Raw genomic sequence first — 20458 nt, 5'->3', positions numbered from 1 at the left:
AGTTACCAAGATTAAAATGGAGACAATAGCGATTAACTCGGATTAGAAAACAGAAAAATTAGAAATTTGAAAATAAACTCTATCTGAACAACAAAACTTGAAGAAAAAAATCGAAATTAATTTAATTAATAACATATTGATTTAATTTGTTATTTTAATTTATTTATAAATTAATTTTAATATTTATAGGTTTAAATCGAGGAAAATAGCCATTTTGTTGCAAAATGGCGAATTGGTATTAGATATCCAACACAGAAAGGTCAATTAAGTGCTCTTTCATAAACGCTTTCATTTCATCTTCACTCGTATCAAGCTGTACACCGAACATAAAACCGCCTGCTCTTTTGCGCACGCTACATACTGTGCCATTAAACTCACGTTTACTAAGTGTGATTTGGCAGCTTTGCCCTTTAAAAGCGCTTAAGTCCTCCTTGCTATTAAGATCAAACTGCACGCCTGTGAGTGAAATATCTTTAATAAGCCCTGCCAGTTTTTGCTCTGCAATGACTAAGTTTGCAGGGAATAACGTAGGAATACGTGCTTCACTACGTAAGCTATAAAGCTGCACTTGCTTAGGAAACTCGAGAAAAATTAAACGGTGAGGATGCGATGCCAAGGCGCTTATTTGCTGACGAAAAGCAATTACTTGCCCACCACCCGCTTCAAGTACCGCGCGTATAACGACCATCACCCCATCTTTGATGAAATCACTACCATTTGCTAAACGCTTTGCTGATGGGTAATTGATAATGATGTACTGATCATTCATCAAACCAATAAATTCTGTTTTTACGCGTTTACTGTCGGTTGGTGTGGTAATTTCAACATCTACCAAGCTACCCGCAGGGATACAGGTTAGCTTTTCTAGATTACGTTGTTTTTGAGTTTTTGGCACAGTAATGCCTCCACTTCTAGATAATCACCTTACTATGGTTAGCCTCGCCAGAAGGTTGGCGTAAACAACACTAACAGGGTGAATATTTCTAAACGACCAAATACCATCGCAATAGTAAGTAGCCATTTTGCCGTATCAGAAATCGCTCCGTAATGAGCAGCGACTTCACCTAAACCTGGGCCTAAGTTATTTAAGCAAGCAGCTGTTGCTGAGAATGCACTGATGTTATCCATGCCGGTGCCCATCAGCGCCAACATAATAATGACGAACACTAACGCATACGCAGAGAAGAAGCCCCAAACAGCTTCTACAACTTTATCTGGAAGTGCTTTTCGGCCTAATTTAATTGAATAAATAGCTCTTGGGTGCACAAGACGATTGAGCTCACGAATACCTTGTAAGTAAAGTAAGAACACCCGCACTACCTTCATACCACCGCCGGTAGAGCCGGCACAGCCGCCAATAAAACTTGAGAAAATAAGTAAAATAGGTAAGAACAGTGGCCATGCTGAGAAGTTATCAGTCGCAAAGCCCGCGGTAGTACTCATTGATACCGCTTGGAACATAGCTTGGTCGAGAGTCTCATCACCATCGGCATAAATATTATTTGATGACAGCACAGTAAAGCAGACAATGACCAATGCTAATTGAATCAATAAGAACACTTTAAATTCAGGGTCGCGTAAATAAACACGAATATTGCGTGAAGCTACCGCCGCATAATGCAGCGAGAAGTTAATGGCTGCGATCAGCAAAAACACTACGCAAATAAAGTTAATTAATGGGCTATCAAACTGCCCCATTGATGCATCGTAGGTAGAGAAGCCGCCTATCGCAATCGTAGAGAACGCATGACAGATTGCATCAAACCAATCCATTCCTGCAGCCCAATACGCAAGCGTACAAGCTATCGTCAGCGATACATAGATATACCAAAGATGCTTTGCGGTATCGGCAATACGCGGTGTCATTTTTGAGTCTTTAACCGGACCAGGTGTTTCTGCACGGTATAGCTGCATACCACCGACCCCTAGCATAGGCAGTACCGCGACTGCGAGTACGATGATCCCCATACCACCTAGCCATTGCAGTTGCTGGCGATAAAAGAGGACTGATTTAGGTAGGTATTCTATGCCCGTAAGTACGGTAGCCCCTGTTGTTGTCAGCCCAGAAAAGGCCTCAAATACGGAGTCAGCTAAGGAAAGATTAGGCTCTTGTAAGAACACTAAAGGCACCGCAGCGAAGGTACCTAGTACCAACCAGAACAAGACTACAATCAAGAAGCCTTCACGGGCTTTAAGATCACCATGCTCATGACGGTTTGGATAATAAGCTGCTAAACCAATTACAACACTAAAAATGAAAGCGAGAACGAATGGCACACCACCACCGTCTTTGTAGATCAAAGACACCAGTGCCGGAGGCACCATAGTGATACTAAATAGCGCCACCAGCTGGCCGAGAATTTTTATTATGGTACGAAATTGCATCTAGGCGTATCGCTTTCTTATTAAATGTTTAGCTAATACAGTTTATTGTCTTACAGCCTTAATTGTAAGTAAACGGAATGTATTATTTTTACATTTCAAACTTTTCTGACTTTTAGGCTAACTTCGCCATGAGTCAATTCATGGATATCATCAATCGCTTGCTCTGCCTGACGGCTATCGATTTCAATTTGCCATGTGATGTTCTCTGCAAATTGTTTTTCGATATTAAGCACCTGATACTGATTTTTTAATAACTGCTCAATTGCACCTTGTACGCTGTAATCACTTTGACCAACTAGTTCAACACTCGGTACCTTGGTAATGGTTTTAAGCTCGCGCATGGCATTATTTAAACTACCGCCGTAAGCGCGAACTAGCCCACCTGTACCAAGCTTGATGCCCCCGAAATAACGGGTTACCACCGCTGTAATTTCACCAATACCAGAGCCTGTTAATACATTAAGCATTGGCTTACCTGCTGTGCCATTGGGCTCACCATCATCAGAAAAGCCATACACATGACTACCACCGGGATTACCCGCAACATGTGCCCAGCAATTATGACGAGCATCGCTGTATTTATCTTGAATCTCTTTGATAAAGGCTTTTGCTGCCGCAAGATCTGGGGTGTGGGCAATATGCACAATAAACGTGCTTTTTTTAATTTCTTCTTGGTAAAAAACCGGCTCAGCCGGATATTGGTATTCAGACATAATTGCTTATCTAAAAAAATGGGGCCTATTGGCCCCAATATTCACTAACCTTTATCGTTAATCTAAGTGTAGATCACGAGTCATGTTTTCTAGGCTATCTTCATGAACGATAATATTATCTTCAATACGGATACCGCCAAATGGCTTAAACTCTTCAACTTTTCCCCAGTTAATAAACTGTTTGTTGTCAGTTTGCGCAAGGTCACCTAATAACGAGTCGATAAAGTATAAACCAGGTTCAATAGTAAATACTTGGTTCTTTTCGATTAAGCGAGTGCAACGTAGGAACGGATGACCTTCAGGTGGTGCTTGGTGCGCACCTGTATCATCAGCCATAAAGCCACCCATATCGTGAACTTGTAAACCAAGATGATGACCAAGACCATGCGGGAAGAACGTCGACGTAATACCACGCTCAACAATTTCAGCGGCTGGTAACTTCACAATATTAAAGTCGCTTAGTACTTGCGCTACACGCTGGTGACAATCTAAATGCAATTCACCGTATAACAAGCCAGGCTTTAATGCTTTACCTAAAGCGATTTGATGCTCAGTCATTACTTTAATTAAGTCGCTAAACTCACCTGACTTTTTAAAGTCATAAGTACGTGTGATATCAGCAGCATAACCATTAAAGTTTGCACCTGCGTCAATAAGGAAAGAGTGATGCGTTTGCGGCGCTTTAGGCTCAAAATGCGTGTAATGTAAAATTGCACAATTCTCATTTAGTGCAACGATATTGCCGTAAGGCATCTCGTTTTCACTCTGGCGGGTAGCCATGAGGTAAGCTTGCTGAATATCAAACTCTGAACCACCAGCAAAAAACGTATCGCGTGCTGCTTTGTGGCCATCTACCGCGATACGGTTAGCTTGGCGTAAACACTCAAGCTCATACTGCGTTTTATAAGCACGATGAAAATGAAGGTAGTTCATAACTGGCTCTGGGTTCATAATACTAAAGCCCAGCGCTTGCGCTACTTCTAGGTATTCACCGATATAGGCAAACTTTTCTTTATCGTAAGGCAGTAGCTTTTCTACCTGATCTGGCTGTACTAATAATTCAATATCAAAATACTCAGCCCAAAAATCACGTGGTTCGTCAGGCACTTTATGCCAAAAGTCGACAGGACGATAAAAAATCAGTTTCGGCTTAGATGCACCATCAACCACAATCCAACAATGTGGGTTGTCGATCACTGGTAACCAAGCTTTAAATTGCGGATTCACCTTAAACGGATAATACATGTCATCTAAAAACTGACGTTTAGCCTGACCTGAGTGAATTACTAATCCTTCTAAACCTTCACGCTCTGTAATTGTTCGAGTGCGTTGTTGCAAGGTTGCAATATGTTCGGCGTATAACACCGCTAATTTATCCATAGTAAACCCATCTTTAGTAAATTTAACTTGTTGGCAGTCTATCATAGCCAGCACTATCCCCCAACTGAGGGAGGATAGTGTGACAAATCGAGTTTAACCACCCATCGACATATCAAGAATTGGCGCTAGAACATTGCCATCGCGTCCTAATCGAGTGTGATAAACCTGTCTGTAAGCAAATACATTCTTAACGTAGTTTCGTGTTTCTGTATAAGGAATTAACTCAATCCACAGCTCAGCTGGCATAGCTTGCTCTGGGATCCAGCGTTTAATACGATGATAACCCGCATTATAAGAAGCCGTTGCCAAGATTTCGTTGCCATGATTTTTCTTTTTCAAATACTGCAAATACTCACTACCTAGGCGAATATTAGTACGAGGCTGGTATAACTGTTTTCGTGATACAGAGCTTTTATTCATATACTTAGCAGTGCTTGGCAACAACTGCATTAAACCATGGGCATTGGCATGAGAACGCGCATCGGGCGCAAAAGAACTTTCACGGCGTGAAATTGCAATGCTCCAAGCAACATCAATATGGCTGCGACTGCTATATGTTGCAAATACATCTTTGAACGCAAATGGGAAACGTAAGTCGACATAGTCCCACTCTTTTAACTGCGCCAAGGTGTAGATAGTACTGTCGTACCAATCAAGTTCAGCAGCAAGCAATGACGCAGCAAGCTTTTCTTCTTTGGTTGATGTACCCGTTAAATAATTCCACTCACGACGCGCAGATGTAAAGCGCTCAAGCTCATATAAAGCACGAGCTCGCTTAAAGCCTGGAGCATTCGCCACTTCAAGCTTTAGCTTATTACTAATATTTATCTCTTTATTATTTAAGCTAACCGGAATACCTAAGCGTGCAGATGCTAAAAAGCCGTAATAATCACGCTCTTTAGCCACTGTTTGCCAGATTTCACGAGCACGCTCGACTTCACCACGTTGGTTTAAGCTATATGCCAACCAATATTGTTGACCTAGGCTCAGGTTTTCTTTGCCTGTAAAAAACGCCACAATACCAGACCAATCTTGTCTCTCTAACATATTGCCAAGTTGCCATTGCATTAACTTTCTAGTTTGACGGTCTTTAGGCACTTTATTTAACCAAAAGCGCGCTTGTTGGTGGCCACTTGAAGCAAGCGACAAGGCAAAACTGTAGTAAACATCCGCTTTTTGCTCGTCTGTGTAATCGAACATGGTTTCGAGCTTTTCCCAGGCACGCAGTGCAAGGTCTTTATCTCGCCATACTAGGCGCTTAACTCCATAAATCGCAATCTGCCCTTCTTTAGCAGATTTTTTCTTGTAGCGATAAAGGCCCGCTGAAGCACTCGGATCTTTGCGTACCTTTAAATATAAATCAGCTAAATATTGGTCAGCACGAGGCAGTAATGTTTTTAAGTATGGAATTAAACTTGATGAGCCCCCTTCGGCAGCCAAGCTAATGCGCTGCCAAACCCGCTCTTCGGTCTGGTAACCTTTTTTCTTCCAAAGAGAGAACAACTTATCGCACTCTTTTGGTTGTGATTTTCCTACCACCCATAAATCAGTCACTTGATTCATGATGGCTTTTTCAGGCGCACCTAAGTCCAATTGAAAACTTAAATAAGGACAGGTCAATTCGTTATTGCTTGTTTCGCGATAGTTACGAATATAAGCCGCTTTTTTGTTGTACTTTTTTAAGTAATTAAGCCATGCCTTACGTACAGGCCACTCTAGTGGCGTGTTTTGGTAAACATTGAGGTAGTTTTCGATTTCTGTCTGGTGTTTAAGGCTCGGATTACGTTGCCAATAAGCCTTTTCGACATAAGGCTTCAAAGGGTGGTCAAGCCCACTTGCCGCCTCTTTCATGTCTTGATAATCACCGTAACGCGCCTTTTTTTCTGCTTTTAAAAAAGCGTCATGTTTATCGTTGGCTTCAGCTGCAAAAAAAGGAAAAAGTAATGCGGCAGCTGTCCAACCAAGGAGTTGTTTTTTCATGATGACCTTTAACAAAAATTAAAGAATTAATAACAAAAAACTTCTCCTACACCTTAGCACCAAACCAGCTATATTTTAACCAATCGCGATAAAGCGCAGTAAATTTTTCGTTGCATTTTCATTTTAAAGCAAGCACACTGATTGAAATGCAAACTCATCGTACCAGTCTTAGTTAATAAACTAGGGAGAATAATAATGTTATATAAAAGCGATTCATTTGAAGTTGCTTTCATCAAGGACAACATCGCCGAGTTTAAGTTCTGTGCAGACGGCTCAGTAAATAAACTTTCGCAGCAAACCTTGCAAGATTGCGCTTTAGCATTAAAAGAATTGGCAACAAACTCAGATATCAAAGGCATGGTGTTCACCAGCGATAAAGATCATTTCATTATCGGTGCCGACATTTTCGAATTTTTACCTACCTTCACTAAACCTCAAGAAGAACTTGTTGCATGGATCAAAAATGCAACTGACGTTTTTGATGCAATTGAAGATTTACCTTTCCCAACGCTAAGTGCTGTAAACGGCATGGCGCTTGGCGGTGGATGTGAGTGGGCACTTGCTACCGATTACCGCGTTGCTAGCTCTAACGCTAAAATTGGCCTACCTGAAGTTAAACTAGGCATCATGCCTGGTTTTGGTGGTACAGTTCGCCTTCCACGCCTTATTGGCGCTGATAATGCGATGACATGGATCACTACAGGTAAAGAAAACCGCGCTGCTGATGCCTTAAAAGTAGGTGCTTTTGACGCAGTAGTTAGTGCTGACAAACTTTTAGAGTCAAGTATTGCAACACTTGAGCAAGCAATTGCTGGCAAGCTAGATTGGCAAGCAAAACGACAAGTAAAATTACAGCCACTGAAAATGAACCGTGTTGAGCAAGGTATGAGCTTTGCGATGGCTGAAGGCATGGTAATGGGTCAGACAAAAGGTCACTACCCAGCACCTGTTATGGCTGTAAAAACAATCAAAGCTGCAGCAAACTGTGAACGCGCTGAAGCAATGGCGATTGAAAACGCTAACTTTGCTAAATTAGCAGCAACAAGCGAAGCTGCTGCACAAACAGGTATTTTCTTAGCTGACCAATACATTAAAGGTAAAGCGAAGAAGCAAGCTAAACACAGTGAACTTGAGATCAAACAAGCAGCTGTATTAGGCGCAGGTATTATGGGTGGCGGTATTGCATATCAGTCTGCTTATAAAGGTACACCTATTATCATGAAAGACATCAACCAAGATGCACTTGATTTAGGTATGGGTGAAGCATCTAAGCTACTTGGCAAAAAAGTACAACGTGGCCATATGGCGATGGATAAGATGGTTGCTACCTTAGGCAAGATCAAACCAACACTAAACGATGCGGACCTACAAAGCGCAGACATCGTTGTTGAAGCTGTGGTTGAAAACCCTAAAGTGAAGCAAGCTGTTCTTGCGGGCCTTGAAAAAGACTTACCAGCGGGCACTATCCTAACTTCAAATACCTCAACAATTCGTATTGACGAGTTAGCATCGGCACTTGAAAAACCAGAAAACTTCTGTGGTATGCACTTCTTTAACCCAGTGCCAAAAATGCCATTAGTAGAAATCATTCGTGGTGAAAAAACATCAGAAGCTACTATTAATGCGGTTGTTGATTACGCATTAAAACTTGGTAAATCACCAATCGTTGTAAACGACTGTCCTGGTTTCTTTGTAAACCGCGTACTATTCCCTTACTTTGCAGGTTTCAGCAAACTTGTTGTTGAAGGTGCTGACTTCACTAAAGTTGATAAAGTGATGGAAAATGTATTTGGTTGGCCTATGGGTCCTGCATATCTTCTTGATGTTGTAGGTATCGATACAGCTTACCACTGTACAGGTGTAATGGCTGACGGTTTCCCTGAGCGTATGGCTCGCCAAGATAAAGACCCTGTTACTGTATTTGCAAACGAAAAACGCTTTGGTCAGAAAAATGGTGCTGGTTTCTACCAATACGCGCCAGACCGTCGTGGTCGCCTGAAAAAAGCAAAAGATGCAACAGCAACAGAGTTACTAAGTGCTATCACTGATGCACCTAAAGATTTCGACAAACAAGAAATCATTGACCGTTGTATGATCCCTATGATCAACGAAGTACTACTTTGTTTACAAGAAGGTATCGTAGCGTCTCCACAAGAAGCTGACATGGCGCTAATTTACGGCATTGGTTTCCCTCCATTTAGAGGCGGTGCATTCCGTTACTTAGATCAAACTGGTTTAGCGAACTTTGTTGCGACAGCAGACAAATACGCTCACTTAGGTGCGATTTACCAAGTATCAGATGAAACTCGCAAGTGGGCCGAAGAAGGCCGTGTATTCTATAAGGTGGAAGGATAAGAAACATGAATAATCCAGTAATCGTAGATTGTATCCGCACACCAATGGGTCGTTCAAAGAACGGCGTATTCAAAAATAAGCGTGCGGAAGATTTAAGTGCTCACTTAATGAAAGGTTTGTTAGACCGTAACCCAGCCGTTGATCCAGCATCAATTGATGATATTTACTGGGGCTGTGTACAACAAACTTTAGAGCAAGGTTTTAACATTGCTCGTAACGCATCACTACTAGCCGGTATCCCTCACTCAGTACCAGCTGTCACAGTTAACCGTTTATGTGGTTCATCAATGCAAGCATTACACGATGCAGCACGCGCTATTATGACTGGCGCTGGTGATACCTACATCATTGGTGGTGTTGAGCACATGGGTCACGTACCTATGACTCACGGTAATGATTTTCACCCAGGTTTATCAACGTCTGTAGCACAAGCTGCTGGCGTAATGGGTTTAACTGCCGAATACCTTGCTACGCTGCACGGCATTAGCCGCAAGCAACAAGACGAATTTGCTTACCGTTCACACCAACGTGCACACGCAGCAACTGTTGAAGGTCGTTTCCGTCGTGAAATCCTGCCAATGGAAGGTCACGATGCAGATGGTTCTTTAATCTTAGTTGAAGACGATGAAGTAATCCGTCCTGAGACAACTGTTGAAGGCTTATCGCAACTACGCCCTGTATTCAATCCAGCATCAGGTAGCGTAACGGCAGGTACTTCTTCTGCACTTTCTGACGGCGCGTCAGCAATGCTTGTAATGAGCGAAGAGAAAGCAAAAGAACTTGGTTTACCTATTCGTGCGCGTATTAAATCAATGGCTGTTGCAGGTTGCGATCCATCAATCATGGGTTACGGCCCTGTTCCTGCATCGCAAAAAGCACTTCAACAAGCAGGTATCACTATTGACGATATCGATGTTGCAGAGCTTAACGAAGCATTCGCAGCACAATCTCTACCAGTGTTAAAAGACCTAGGTCTGATGGATGTGGTAGATGAAAAAGTTAACCTAAATGGTGGTGCAATTGCACTTGGTCACCCACTTGGTTGTTCTGGTTCACGTATTAGCACAACGCTTGTTCACCTAATGGAAGACAAGAACGCTAAATACGGTCTAGCAACTATGTGTATTGGTTTAGGCCAAGGTATTGCAACTGTATTTGAGCGCGTAGAATAACGAGCTCACACCAAACATCTTGGTGATAAAAAGGCGCACTGAATTGCTCAGTGCGCCTTTTTTATTTGCTTTGCTTTCACTTATTGAAACTGGCGGCAATAGAAAGTTAAAATAGCCGCTTAATAATCGTCTCTTTCACCTAAAAGGTCAGCCATGAGTTTTGATAATCCCGATCACCAATTAGATGCACTTGGCCTTCGTTGTCCAGAACCTGTCATGATGGTGCGTGGCGCAGTACGTAAAATGAAAGATGGCGAAACATTACTGATCATCGCCGACGACCCATCAACCACCCGTGATATCCCAAGCTTTTGTACTTTTATGGATCACACTCTCGTGGCAAAAGATGTAAAAGAAGCACCGTATAGATACTTGGTGAAGAAAGGGTTATAACAACGAGTTTCGAGTTTCGAGTTTCGAGTTTCGAGTTTCGAGTTTCGAGTTTCGAGTTTCGAGTTTCGAGTTTCGAGTTTCGAGTTTCGAGTTTCGAGTTTCGAGTTTCGAGTTTCGAGTTTCGAGTTAATCAATTAAAATTAAAAGTGAGCATTTATCAATATTAAACGCTCACTCGATCGGCTTAAAACTGACAGCTGAAAGCTTAAAGCTATTTCTTTGTTACTGTCACTTTTGGTTGATTACTATTGCGGTAATCAAAGCTCACTACATACACACCTTTTGCAGCGGGTTTAAAGCTGAAATAATTGTAGATGGTATTACAGTCGGCATTGGCGGCTTGGCCTAGAACCAATGATTGCCCTGCTGGGTCCATATCACTGTAACCACAGTTATAGCCTTCGCTAAAATCAGCATCTGCTACTTTGAATTCATATACCTTACCAGGCGTTGAAAACTTAACCTCGGTTTGAAATATGCCTGGTGCAACTTGTTCTAATTTATACTGCGGCTCAGCATCCCACAAGGTAAAATCACCACGTAAGTACATAGTACGGTCAAGCTCTTTGCTTGGCAGAATATCGTCGATGCTTGGCATTTGCATTTGGCTAGAACAGGCTGTTAATAAGCCCGCTAATGCTAAAGTAATTACACGTTTCATTACTGTTCCTTATGCTACAAAAAAGCCAGCACTGAGCTGGCTTTTATTAATTGGCTACTGCTTACTTCTGAAGTACAGAAATATCAGCAATATCTAAAAACAGACGGCTTAGTTGGCTTAACAATGCTAAACGGTTTTGTTTAACCGCTTCGTCATCAGCCATTACCATGACGTTATCGAAGAAGTTATCAACACTCTCACGGATACCCGCAAGTTGTGATAATGCTTCTTGGTAATCGCCATTTGCATACAGAGGTGCAAGCTCAGTTGCAAACTTAGCAACGTGTGATGCTAATACTTTCTCTGCATCATCGCTTAATAGGCTCTCATTTACATCACCTTGTGTTGTGATGTCATTTTTAGCCAAGATATTGCTTACACGTTTATTTGCTGCTGCAAGCGCTTCTGCTGCGTCTAATGTACGGAAGTGACTTACCGCTTTAACACGACGGTCGAAATCAACTGGTTTAGTTGGGCGACGTGCTAGCACTGCTTGAATGACATCAACTTCGATACCTTCATCTTGATACCATGCGCGGAAACGACCTAGCATAAACTCAAACACATCTGTTGATACGTTTAGGTTCGTTAGCTTTTCACCGAATAGCGTTTGTGATTTAGCAACAAGGTCTAAGATATCTAGCGGTAATGATTTTTCAACCATGATGCGTAATGCACCAATTGCTGCACGGCGAAGTGCAAATGGGTCTTTGTCGCCTTTTGGTGCTTGACCAATACCAAAAATACCCACCAGCGTATCAAACTTATCAGCAATTGCGACCGCACAGCTGATCACATTTGTTGGTAAGTTATCACCCGCGAAGCGAGGCATATATTGTTCGTTTTGCGCTAGTGCAACTTCTTCAGCTTCACCGTCGTGACGAGCGTAATGCATACCCATTACACCTTGTACGTCGGTAAACTCCATGACCATTTCGGTCATTAAGTCTGTTTTACTTAATAAACCTGCTCGCTTAGCCAGCTCTGCATCAGCACCTAATTGCTCAGCAATGTAACCTGCAAGTTCACTAATACGCTCAGATTTGTCTTTCAACGTACCAAGTTGCTTTTGGAATAAAACAGTATCTAGAGACTCTAAGCGACTCTCTAGCGTTTTCTTCTTATCTGTTTCGTAGAAGAACTGCGCATCAGCTAAACGAGGACGAACAACTTTTTCGTTACCAGCAATTACCACGCTTGGATCTTTACTTTCGATATTAGAAACAAATAGGAACTTGTTAAGTAAGTTGCCATCTTGGTCTAATAACGGGAAGTACTTTTGATCGTCCTTCATGGTATAGATAAGCGCTTCTGAAGGAACATCTAAGAATGCTTCTTCGAATGTTGCAGTCAACGTTACTGGCCATTCAACCAAGGATGTTACTTCTTCAAGTAAGTCTTCATCCATCGCTACTTTTGCATTTACAGCGCTAGCTGCTGCTTCAATTTGTTCGCGAATTTGTGCTTTACGCGCTTCGAAGTCAGCGACAACGTAAGCAGATTTCAGCACATCAAACACATCATCAGCGTGGTTGATTGTTACTTTTTCTGGATGATGGAAACGGTGACCTTGTAATTGGTTGCCAACTTGCTTACCAAGGATCTCGCCTTCAATTAGCGTGCTACCAAATAAGATAGTCGCTGTGTGCACAGGGCGAATAAATTGTGTTTTATTTGCCCCCCAACGCATTGGTTTAGGGATAGGTAATTTTGCAAGAGCTTTGTTTACTGCATCACTCATAAGCGATGTAGTTGCTTGACCTTCAACCTGTGCTTTATGTAATAACCAAGCGCCTTTATCTGTCTCAAGTGTTTGTGCATCGCTTACATCGATACCACAACCACGAGCCCAACCCATTGCTGCTTTAGTTGGATTACCATCGGCATCAAAAGCTGCTGCAACTGCAGGACCACGCTTTTCTACAACCTTGTCACTTTGTTTTGCTTCAAGTGCACTAACACGTAAACCTAAACGACGTGGTGATGCGTACCAGTTAACGCCTTGGTGATTTAATTCTAAGCTTGCAAGCTCAGTTGCTAAGTTCTCAGCAAACGACTCAGCAAGTTTACGAAGTGCTTTCGGTGGCAACTCTTCTGTGCCAATTTCTACTAATAAATTTTCTGCTGACATGCTAATTCTTAATCCTTACAAAGCGGGAAACCAAGAGCTTCACGGGCATCATAGTAACTTTGCGCACATGCTTTAGATAAAGCACGAACACGTAAGATATAACGTTGACGTTCTGTTACTGAGATAGCGTGACGAGCGTCTAATAAGTTAAACGCATGTGATGCTTTCATTACTTGCTCATAAGCTGGTAATGGTAGGCCTGCTTCAATTAGCTTTTCGCTTTCTTTTTCACAGTGATCGAACTGTGCAAATAAGAACTCAACATCCGCTTGTTCGAAGTTATAAGCTGACTGCTCTACTTCGTTTTGATGGAATACATCACCGTATGTCACACGACCCATAGGACCGTCTGCCCATACTAGGTCATAGATACTATCTACGCCCTGAATATACATAGCTAAACGCTCAAGACCATAAGTGATTTCACCGGTTACTGGTGAGCACTCTAAGCCACCTACTTGCTGGAAGTAAGTGAACTGAGTTACTTCCATGCCGTTTAACCAGATCTCCCAACCTAAACCCCAAGCACCTAGTGTAGGCGACTCCCAGTTGTCTTCTACGAAGCGAACTTCATCAGTTAGTGTATCAATACCAACAGCAGCTAAAGAGCCTAAATAGAGCTCCTGAATGTTTTCTGGTGATGGCTTTAATACAACTTGGAATTGGTAGTAATGCTGTAAACGGTTCGGGTTTTCACCATAGCGACCATCAGTTGGACGGCGGCATGGTTGAACATACGCGCTCGACATTGGCTCTGGGCCAATCGACTTTAAGAAAGTTAACGGATGAAATGTCCCTGCTCCCACTTCCATATCGAGTGGTTGAGCAATCACACAGCCTTGCTGTGCCCAATAGTCCTGTAAAGCCAGGATCAAACCTTGAAAGGTTTTAACGTCATATTTTTGCATATTTGGCTTATAGTATCTGGTGCGTTTAGTCTGAAAATTGCTCTCAGTATACCTTGTGTGCAGTAAGGTTTTAAGCAGTTTGTGCTTTTTCAGCAATAAAAAAAGGAGCCAGTTGGCTCCTTTTTAATTCTTAATTTCGCGTTATACGTCTAGGTTAACTACACGTAGCGCATTCGTTTCGATGAAGTCACGACGCGGCTCAACTTGGTCACCCATTAGAGTCGCAAACAATTGGTCTGCCGCTACTGCATCTTCAATTGTTACTTTCAACATACGACGAGCATCTGGGTCCATAGTGGTTTCCCAAAGCTGATCTGGGTTCATCTCACCAAGTCCTTTATAGCGTTGAATATAAAGGCCACGCTTCGATTCATTGATTAACCACTCTAATGCATCCACAAAGTTATCAACAGCAAGAGTTTTCTCACCGCGTTGAACATATGCCCCTTCTTCAAGTAAGTTAGCAATGTTTACGCCTGTCGCTGCAATGCGTTTGTAGTCACGCGATGTGATGAAGTCATGGTTTAGTACATGAGCTTTATCCACACCATGCTGACGAATATTCACAACAGGATAATACATGTTGCGCTCAGTATCGTGCTCAGTGCCCGCATGGAAGATAGTTGCATCTTCATCACGTGCAATTAAGTCGTCAACTAGAGTATTAGTCCACTCTTTAACTTTTGCTTCATCTGCTAAATCAGCTTCGGTAATTTCGCTTTGATAAATTAAACGTTCCATAACCGAGTTTGGATATTTACGTTTTAAGCGCTCAATCACTTTAACTGTATTTTGATAGTCGTGAACGATTCTTTCTAGCTCTTCACCTTCAAGTGCAGATGCACCTTCGCTTGTATAAAGTGCAGCATTGTTTAATGCTAATGATGTTAAGTAATCAACAAGCGCTGGATCATCTTTAATGTAGCGTTCTTGCTTACCTTTTTTCACTTTATAAAGTGGTGGTTGCGCAATATAGATAAAGCCTTTTTCTACAATCTCTGGCATTTGACGGTAGAAGAAAGTCAGTAGTAAGGTACGAATGTGAGAACCATCCACGTCCGCATCGGTCATGATAATGATACGATGATAACGTAGCTTTTCTGGGTCATATTCATCACGACCAATACCACAGCCTAATGCAGTGATTAGAGTTGCTACTTCTTGAGAAGAAAGCATCTTATCAAAGCGTGCTTTTTCTACGTTAAGAATCTTACCTTTAAGTGGCAAAATTGCTTGGTTTTTACGGTTACGACCCTGCTTAGCTGAACCACCTGCAGAGTCACCCTCCACTATGTATAGTTCAGAAAGTGCTGGATCTTTTTCTTGGCAGTCTGCCAATTTACCTGGTAAGCCAGCTAAATCCATTGCACCTTTACGGCGTGTCATTTCACGTGCTTTACGTGCTGCTTCACGAGCTCGTGCTGCATCAATAATTTTGCCAACAACTGTTTTAGCATCAACAGGGTTTTCTAATAAGAACTCTGTTAATTTTTCTGCCATTGCTTGTTCTACAGCAGACTTAACTTCACTTGATACTAGTTTGTCTTTAGTTTGTGATGAGAACTTAGGATCAGGAACTTTAACACTTACAACCGCAGTTAAGCCTTCACGAGCATCATCACCCGTTGCATTACTTGTTGTTTTCGCTTTTTTGTTAAAGCCTTCTTTTTCCATGTAGTTATTTAGCGTACGTGTTAATGCTGCTCTAAAGCCAGCTAAGTGCGTACCACCATCACGTTGTGGAATGTTGTTTGTGAAACAGTAAATGCTCTCTTGGAAGCCATCGTTCCATTGCATTGAAACTTCTACACTAATACCGTCTTCTTCACGCTCATGGGTAAAGTGGAAAACACTTTTATGTACAGGTGTTTTGTTACGGTTTAGATATTCTACGAATGCTTGGATACCACCGTCATATTTGAAGTGGTCATTCTTAGATTCTTCGCGCTCATCAGTAAGAATGATACTTACACCAGAGTTTAAGAACGAAAGCTCACGTAAACGCTTTGCTAAAATATCGTAGTGGAAGTTAAGGTCAGTGAATGTTTCACCACTTGGCCAGAAACGTAATTCAGTACCTGTGTCTGTTGCATCACCAATTATAGCTAATGGCGCATCTGGTACACCCATAGTATATGTTTGTTGGTGAATTTTTCCTTCACGACGAATGGTCAGTTGCAGCTTTTCAGATAGTGCATTTACTACCGAAACACCTACACCGTGTAAGCCACCAGATACTTTATATGAGTTATCATCGAACTTACCACCAGCATGAAGTACCGTCATGATAACTTCAGCCGCTGAAACACCTTCTTCTTCATGAATAGACGTAGGAATACCACGACCGTTATCTCTTACAGAGACTGAACCGTCTAAGTGAATCGTTACAAAAATATCATCACAATGACCAGCTAAGGCTTCATCGATAGAGTTATCAACAACCTCAAACACCATATGGTGAAGGCCTGTACCGTCATCGGTGTCCCCTATATACATTCCTGGACGCTTTCTTACTGCGTCTAATCCTTTAAGTACTTTAATACTCGACGAATCGTAATTCTCAGACATGGTTAATCCCACTTATCTTGTTATTAGGTTGCCATGTTTCACGTGGAACATTTTTAGTTCTCGTTGCATGGGTTCCACCACAGCAGAAATACTTTCAGATAAAATTGAAGAGATAAAAAGTTGCGAATCGCAATGAGTCAAAAGTTGACCCACTTTTTCTTTTGTATCTTCACCTAGTTCTGAAGGTAAGTCATCTATTAGCAATATAGATTGCTTATCTGTTTCTGACTCAATTAAGCTATTTTGCGTTACTTTTAACGCATAAAGCAAGAGCTTCAATTGACCGCGAGAAAAGGTATTTTCTACACTGTTACCAGAAACACTAAAACTAAAATCAGCTTTATGCGGACCTTTACTTGTGAAACCTTGTTTGGCATCACGTTCAAAGCTTTGCTCAAGCGCCTCTGAGAGCGTTTCACTCTCTTTCCAACCCGCATGAAAGTTAATTTCTAAATCGCTTACAAGCGTTAATTCTGCACACATTTTATCAAAAAACTGCTGCTTAAACCTACTTATATACGCGATTCTTAGATTATTTATTTGTTCAGCTAGTCTAACAAATTCTTTATCCCAAAACTTGATCTGTTCGAAATAATCTCGAGGTTTACTTTTTAATAAAGCATTACGTTGTTTCAGTACTTTATTAAAAGACTGCCACAAGTAAAAAAAGTCATGTTCCACGTGGAACAATCCTAAATCGAGAAATTTTCTACGCTCTTTTGGGCCACCAAAAAACAACGAATAGCTTTCTGGAGTAATAACTTGCACCGGCACTAGTTGAGCTAATTCAGATATTTTACGGCTCGTTTTTCCCTGAATCTTTAAAGACGTTTCACCCGCTTGGTTTTTACTTATACCAATCGGAATAGACAAATCATGCAGCGCTTTGCGACCATGAATCACAAACTTGTCTTGTTGATGCTGAATGATATTTTTATGTTTGGCGGTACGAAATGATTTACCGTGAGAAAGGAAATATATCGCCTCAAGGAGACTGGTTTTTCCGCTGCCATTTTCGCCATAGATAATGTTTATGCCATTAACCGGCTCAAGTGTCAGCGCCTCAATATTCCGAAAATTATTGAGGCTTAAATGACTTAAACTCATATAAGCTTATAGGCGCATCGGCATTACAACGTACATAGCTTCTTCGTCACCTGCACCTTCAATTAGCGCACTGCTATTAGAGTCTGCAAGCGTAAAGGTTACATCTTCTGTTTTTAATGTATTCAGTACATCAAGCACATAAGAAACGTTAAAGCCAATTTCAAGTTCGCCGCCTTGGTACATTACTTCAACCACCTCTTCAGCTTGTTCTTGCTCAGGGTTGTTTGCTGTAATTTTTAATAAACCTTCAGACAGATTTAAACGTACACCACGGAATTTTTCATTCGATAAAATAGACACACGTTGGAAAGCACTACGAAGCCATTCACGGTTAGCAGTAATCACTTTATCACCACCACGTGGCAATACTCGACGATAATCAGGAAAACGACCATCAACTAGTTTACTAGTAAATGTAAACTCAGTATCAATAATGCGAATATGGTTAGCACCAAATTGAATGGTTACTAGCTCATCATCAGCCACCATTAGGCGCATAATTTCTTGTACACCTTTACGTGGAATAATTAACTGACGTTGTGTATTTAAAGACTGTGGCAATTGCTTTTGTGCAATTGCCAAACGGTGACCATCTGTAGCCACTGTTTTGATATCTGCGTTATCAACTTCAAATGACATACCGTTTAAGTAATAACGTACGTCTTGATTCGCCATAGAAAAGTGCGTGCTCTCTAAAAGTTTACGCAACTCTAAACGCGTTAGTTGAAACTCAACTTCACCATCCCACTGCTCAAGATTCGGAAAATCTTCAGCGGCCAGCGTAGTTAAAGAAAAACGGCTTTTACCACTTGTTAGTAGTAACTGATGATCTTGGCTACTTAACGTAAGGTCTGAGCCATCAGGTAAACTTTTACAAATATCGAGTAACTTTTTAGCTGGTAAAGTGAGTTGCGTATCTGTGGTATCTTCACCGACAAACACACTCGCCACTAACTCAATTTCAAGATCGGTACCCGTCATCGAAAGTTGTCCGTTTTCAACAACTAACAGTACGTTCGATAAAATAGGTAAGGTGTGCTTACGCTCAATCGCACCAGACACTTGAACTAAAGGTTTTAAAAATTGCTCTCTTGATATTGTTATTTGCATAATAAAGTCGGCCTTAAGATGACAAGGTTCTTATTAAGTTTTGATAATCTTCTTTCACTTCGTGGCTTTCGTCACGTAGTGATTTAACTTTACGACAAGCGTGTAATACAGTTGTGTGATCGCGACCGCCAAAAGCGTCGCCAATCTCAGGTAAACTGTGATTTGTAAGTTCTTTTGATAATGCCATGGCCACTTGACGTGGTCTTGCTACTGAACGGCTACGGCGTTTAGAGAGTAAATCTGACACACGAATACGGTAATACTCAGCAACAGTACGCTGAATATTATCTATCGTTACCAGTTTATCTTGCAGCGCAAGTAAGTCACGTAGCGCTTCTTTTACAAAGTCGATCGAAATCGGACGACCAGTAAAGTTTGCATTAGCAATAACGCGGTTTAACGCCCCTTCTAATTCACGCACATTTGAGCGTAATTTTTTCGCGATAAAAAAGGCAACTTCGTGAGGTAAATTGATTTTACTTTGCTGCGCTTTTTTCATCAAAATAGCAACGCGCGTTTCAAGTTCTGGCGGCTCAATAGCAATGGTTAAGCCCCAACCAAAACGTGATTTAAGGCGATCTTCAACCCCTTCTATCTCTTTAGGATAGCGGTCTGAAGTTAAGATAATTTGTTGATTTCCTTCAAGTAAAGCATTGAAGGTATGAAAGAACTCTTCTTGTGAGCGTTCTTTATTAGCGAAGAATTGAATGTCATCGATCATCAATGCATCAACACTTCGGTAATAACGTTTAAATTCTTCTATGGCATTATTTTGTAGCGCTTTAACCATGTCTTGCACAAATCGCTCTGAGTGCATATAAACAATTTTCGCGTCTGGCTTATTAGCCATAATACCGTTGCCAACAGCATGTAATAAGTGAGTTTTACCTAAGCCAGTACCACCGTATATAAATACAGGGTTAAATGCAGAACCTGGGTTATCTGCAACTTGAGTCGCTGCGGCTTTTGCTAATTGATTTGATTTACCTTCAACAAAGCTATCAAAGGTATAATTTTCTTTAATGTTTGATTTATAGCCTGATTTTGGTGCAGGTTCGACCGCTGCTTTTTCAGGTTTTGGTTGTTGCTTTTCAGCAGCTTGTTGTGGAACAGATGCACTTGCTTCTGTTGCAGCCGGTGCAGATGCCACTTGGGCATTTAAAATAGGTTTACTACCAACATCAAAACGTAATTCAGGTGCTTCATCACCACAAATTTCAACGAGTAGTTCATTAATACGGTTTAAATACTTTTCTCTCACCCAATCCAAAACAAAGCGGTTAGGTGCATATATAGTCAACGTATCTTCGGTACTTTCTGCTTGAAGTGGTCTTACCCACATACTGAATTGCTGTGAAGGCAATTCATCTTGCAATACATATAAACAACTTTGCCAAACCGACAGATACACAGTTAAACTCCCAGAGATTTAATTTTTATTCCCGTTCATCTTTAATGATGGAAAATCAAACATTTATTGCTAATCTTTGACCAACTTTCTTGGCCCAGACCGACTATTATGAAGGTACTTTATCCACAAGTACAAGATTGATTTTTATGAAAAATATGATCTCAGCAACATAAAACAATAAAAC

Annotated in this window: 15 protein-coding genes; 3 read left to right on the top strand and 12 right to left on the bottom strand. The window is 41.4% G+C overall.

Going from position 1 to position 20458, the window contains the following annotated elements; translation table 11 throughout:
- Window positions 1-238 precede the first annotated feature (238 nt).
- From J8Z28_RS00075 to J8Z28_RS21960, 5 genes are all read right to left on the bottom strand, one after another.
- Window positions 239-895: a flagellar brake domain-containing protein gene (locus tag J8Z28_RS00075; RefSeq protein WP_055022186.1), complete on the bottom strand. Its 657-nt coding sequence runs from the start codon at window positions 893-895 to the stop codon at window positions 239-241.
- 38 nt (window positions 896-933) lie between these two features.
- On the bottom strand, window positions 934-2385 hold the full coding sequence (locus tag J8Z28_RS00070; protein WP_054563770.1) for a TrkH family potassium uptake protein: 1452 nt from the start codon (window positions 2383-2385) through the stop codon (window positions 934-936).
- 95 nt (window positions 2386-2480) lie between these two features.
- On the bottom strand, window positions 2481-3098 hold the full coding sequence (locus J8Z28_RS00065; protein ID WP_062564605.1) for a YigZ family protein: 618 nt from the start codon (window positions 3096-3098) through the stop codon (window positions 2481-2483).
- Window positions 3099-3155: 57 nt separating this feature from the next.
- Window positions 3156-4478 carry a Xaa-Pro dipeptidase gene (gene pepQ / locus J8Z28_RS00060; RefSeq protein WP_062564615.1) on the bottom strand — a complete coding sequence of 441 codons (1323 nt, stop codon included), beginning with the start codon at window positions 4476-4478 and terminating at the stop codon, window positions 3156-3158.
- Between the two features lie 93 nt (window positions 4479-4571).
- Window positions 4572-6458, bottom strand: a complete 1887-nt coding sequence (locus J8Z28_RS21960) for a transglycosylase SLT domain-containing protein (RefSeq protein WP_054563767.1) — start codon at window positions 6456-6458, stop codon at window positions 4572-4574.
- A 195-nt stretch (window positions 6459-6653) separates the two neighbouring features.
- Between J8Z28_RS21960 and fadB the strand changes: the two genes are divergently transcribed.
- The 3 genes from fadB (at window position 6654) to tusA (ending at window position 10378) form a co-directional block, all read left to right on the top strand.
- Window positions 6654-8813, top strand: a complete 2160-nt coding sequence (gene fadB, locus J8Z28_RS00050; RefSeq protein WP_054554783.1) for a fatty acid oxidation complex subunit alpha FadB — start codon at window positions 6654-6656, stop codon at window positions 8811-8813.
- A 5-nt stretch (window positions 8814-8818) separates the two neighbouring features.
- Window positions 8819-9985, top strand: coding sequence for an acetyl-CoA C-acyltransferase FadA (gene fadA / locus J8Z28_RS00045; protein WP_062564604.1), 1167 nt, complete (start codon window positions 8819-8821; stop codon window positions 9983-9985).
- Window positions 9986-10138: 153 nt separating this feature from the next.
- On the top strand, window positions 10139-10378 hold the full coding sequence (gene tusA / locus J8Z28_RS00040; RefSeq protein ID WP_055199314.1) for a sulfurtransferase TusA: 240 nt from the start codon (window positions 10139-10141) through the stop codon (window positions 10376-10378).
- Between the two features lie 211 nt (window positions 10379-10589).
- Here the strand turns inward: tusA and J8Z28_RS00035 are convergent, their stop codons facing one another.
- The 7 genes from J8Z28_RS00035 to dnaA all read right to left on the bottom strand — a co-directional run bounded on the left by J8Z28_RS00035 (window position 10590) and on the right by dnaA (window position 20274).
- Window positions 10590-11039, bottom strand: coding sequence for an early set domain-containing protein (locus tag J8Z28_RS00035; protein ID WP_062564603.1), 450 nt, complete (start codon window positions 11037-11039; stop codon window positions 10590-10592).
- A 61-nt stretch (window positions 11040-11100) separates the two neighbouring features.
- Window positions 11101-13170, bottom strand: coding sequence for a glycine--tRNA ligase subunit beta (glyS, locus tag J8Z28_RS00030; RefSeq protein WP_062564602.1), 2070 nt, complete (start codon window positions 13168-13170; stop codon window positions 11101-11103).
- 8 nt (window positions 13171-13178) lie between these two features.
- Window positions 13179-14078 (bottom strand): glycine--tRNA ligase subunit alpha, encoded by a 900-nt coding sequence (glyQ, locus tag J8Z28_RS00025; RefSeq protein ID WP_054554789.1) that lies wholly within the window; start codon window positions 14076-14078, stop codon window positions 13179-13181.
- Window positions 14079-14219: 141 nt separating this feature from the next.
- Entirely contained in the window at window positions 14220-16646 is a 2427-nt protein-coding gene (gene gyrB, locus J8Z28_RS00020) for a DNA topoisomerase (ATP-hydrolyzing) subunit B (protein WP_054563762.1), read from the bottom strand.
- 12 nt (window positions 16647-16658) lie between these two features.
- Complete coding sequence (recF, locus tag J8Z28_RS00015; RefSeq protein ID WP_054563761.1) at window positions 16659-17753, bottom strand: DNA replication/repair protein RecF; 1095 nt, start codon at window positions 17751-17753, stop codon at window positions 16659-16661.
- A 6-nt stretch (window positions 17754-17759) separates the two neighbouring features.
- Window positions 17760-18863: a DNA polymerase III subunit beta gene (dnaN, locus tag J8Z28_RS00010; protein ID WP_054563760.1), complete on the bottom strand. Its 1104-nt coding sequence runs from the start codon at window positions 18861-18863 to the stop codon at window positions 17760-17762.
- Window positions 18864-18876: 13 nt separating this feature from the next.
- Window positions 18877-20274, bottom strand: coding sequence for a chromosomal replication initiator protein DnaA (dnaA, locus tag J8Z28_RS00005; protein WP_062564601.1), 1398 nt, complete (start codon window positions 20272-20274; stop codon window positions 18877-18879).
- Window positions 20275-20458: the final 184 nt, after the last annotated feature.

Origin of the sequence: Pseudoalteromonas sp. SCSIO 43088, from assembly GCF_023650795.1 — a bacterium.
Classification (GTDB): domain Bacteria; phylum Pseudomonadota; class Gammaproteobacteria; order Enterobacterales; family Alteromonadaceae; genus Pseudoalteromonas; species Pseudoalteromonas shioyasakiensis.
The sequence above is the reverse complement of the archived record's forward strand: the minus strand, read 5'-3'. Positions and strand labels throughout refer to the sequence as shown.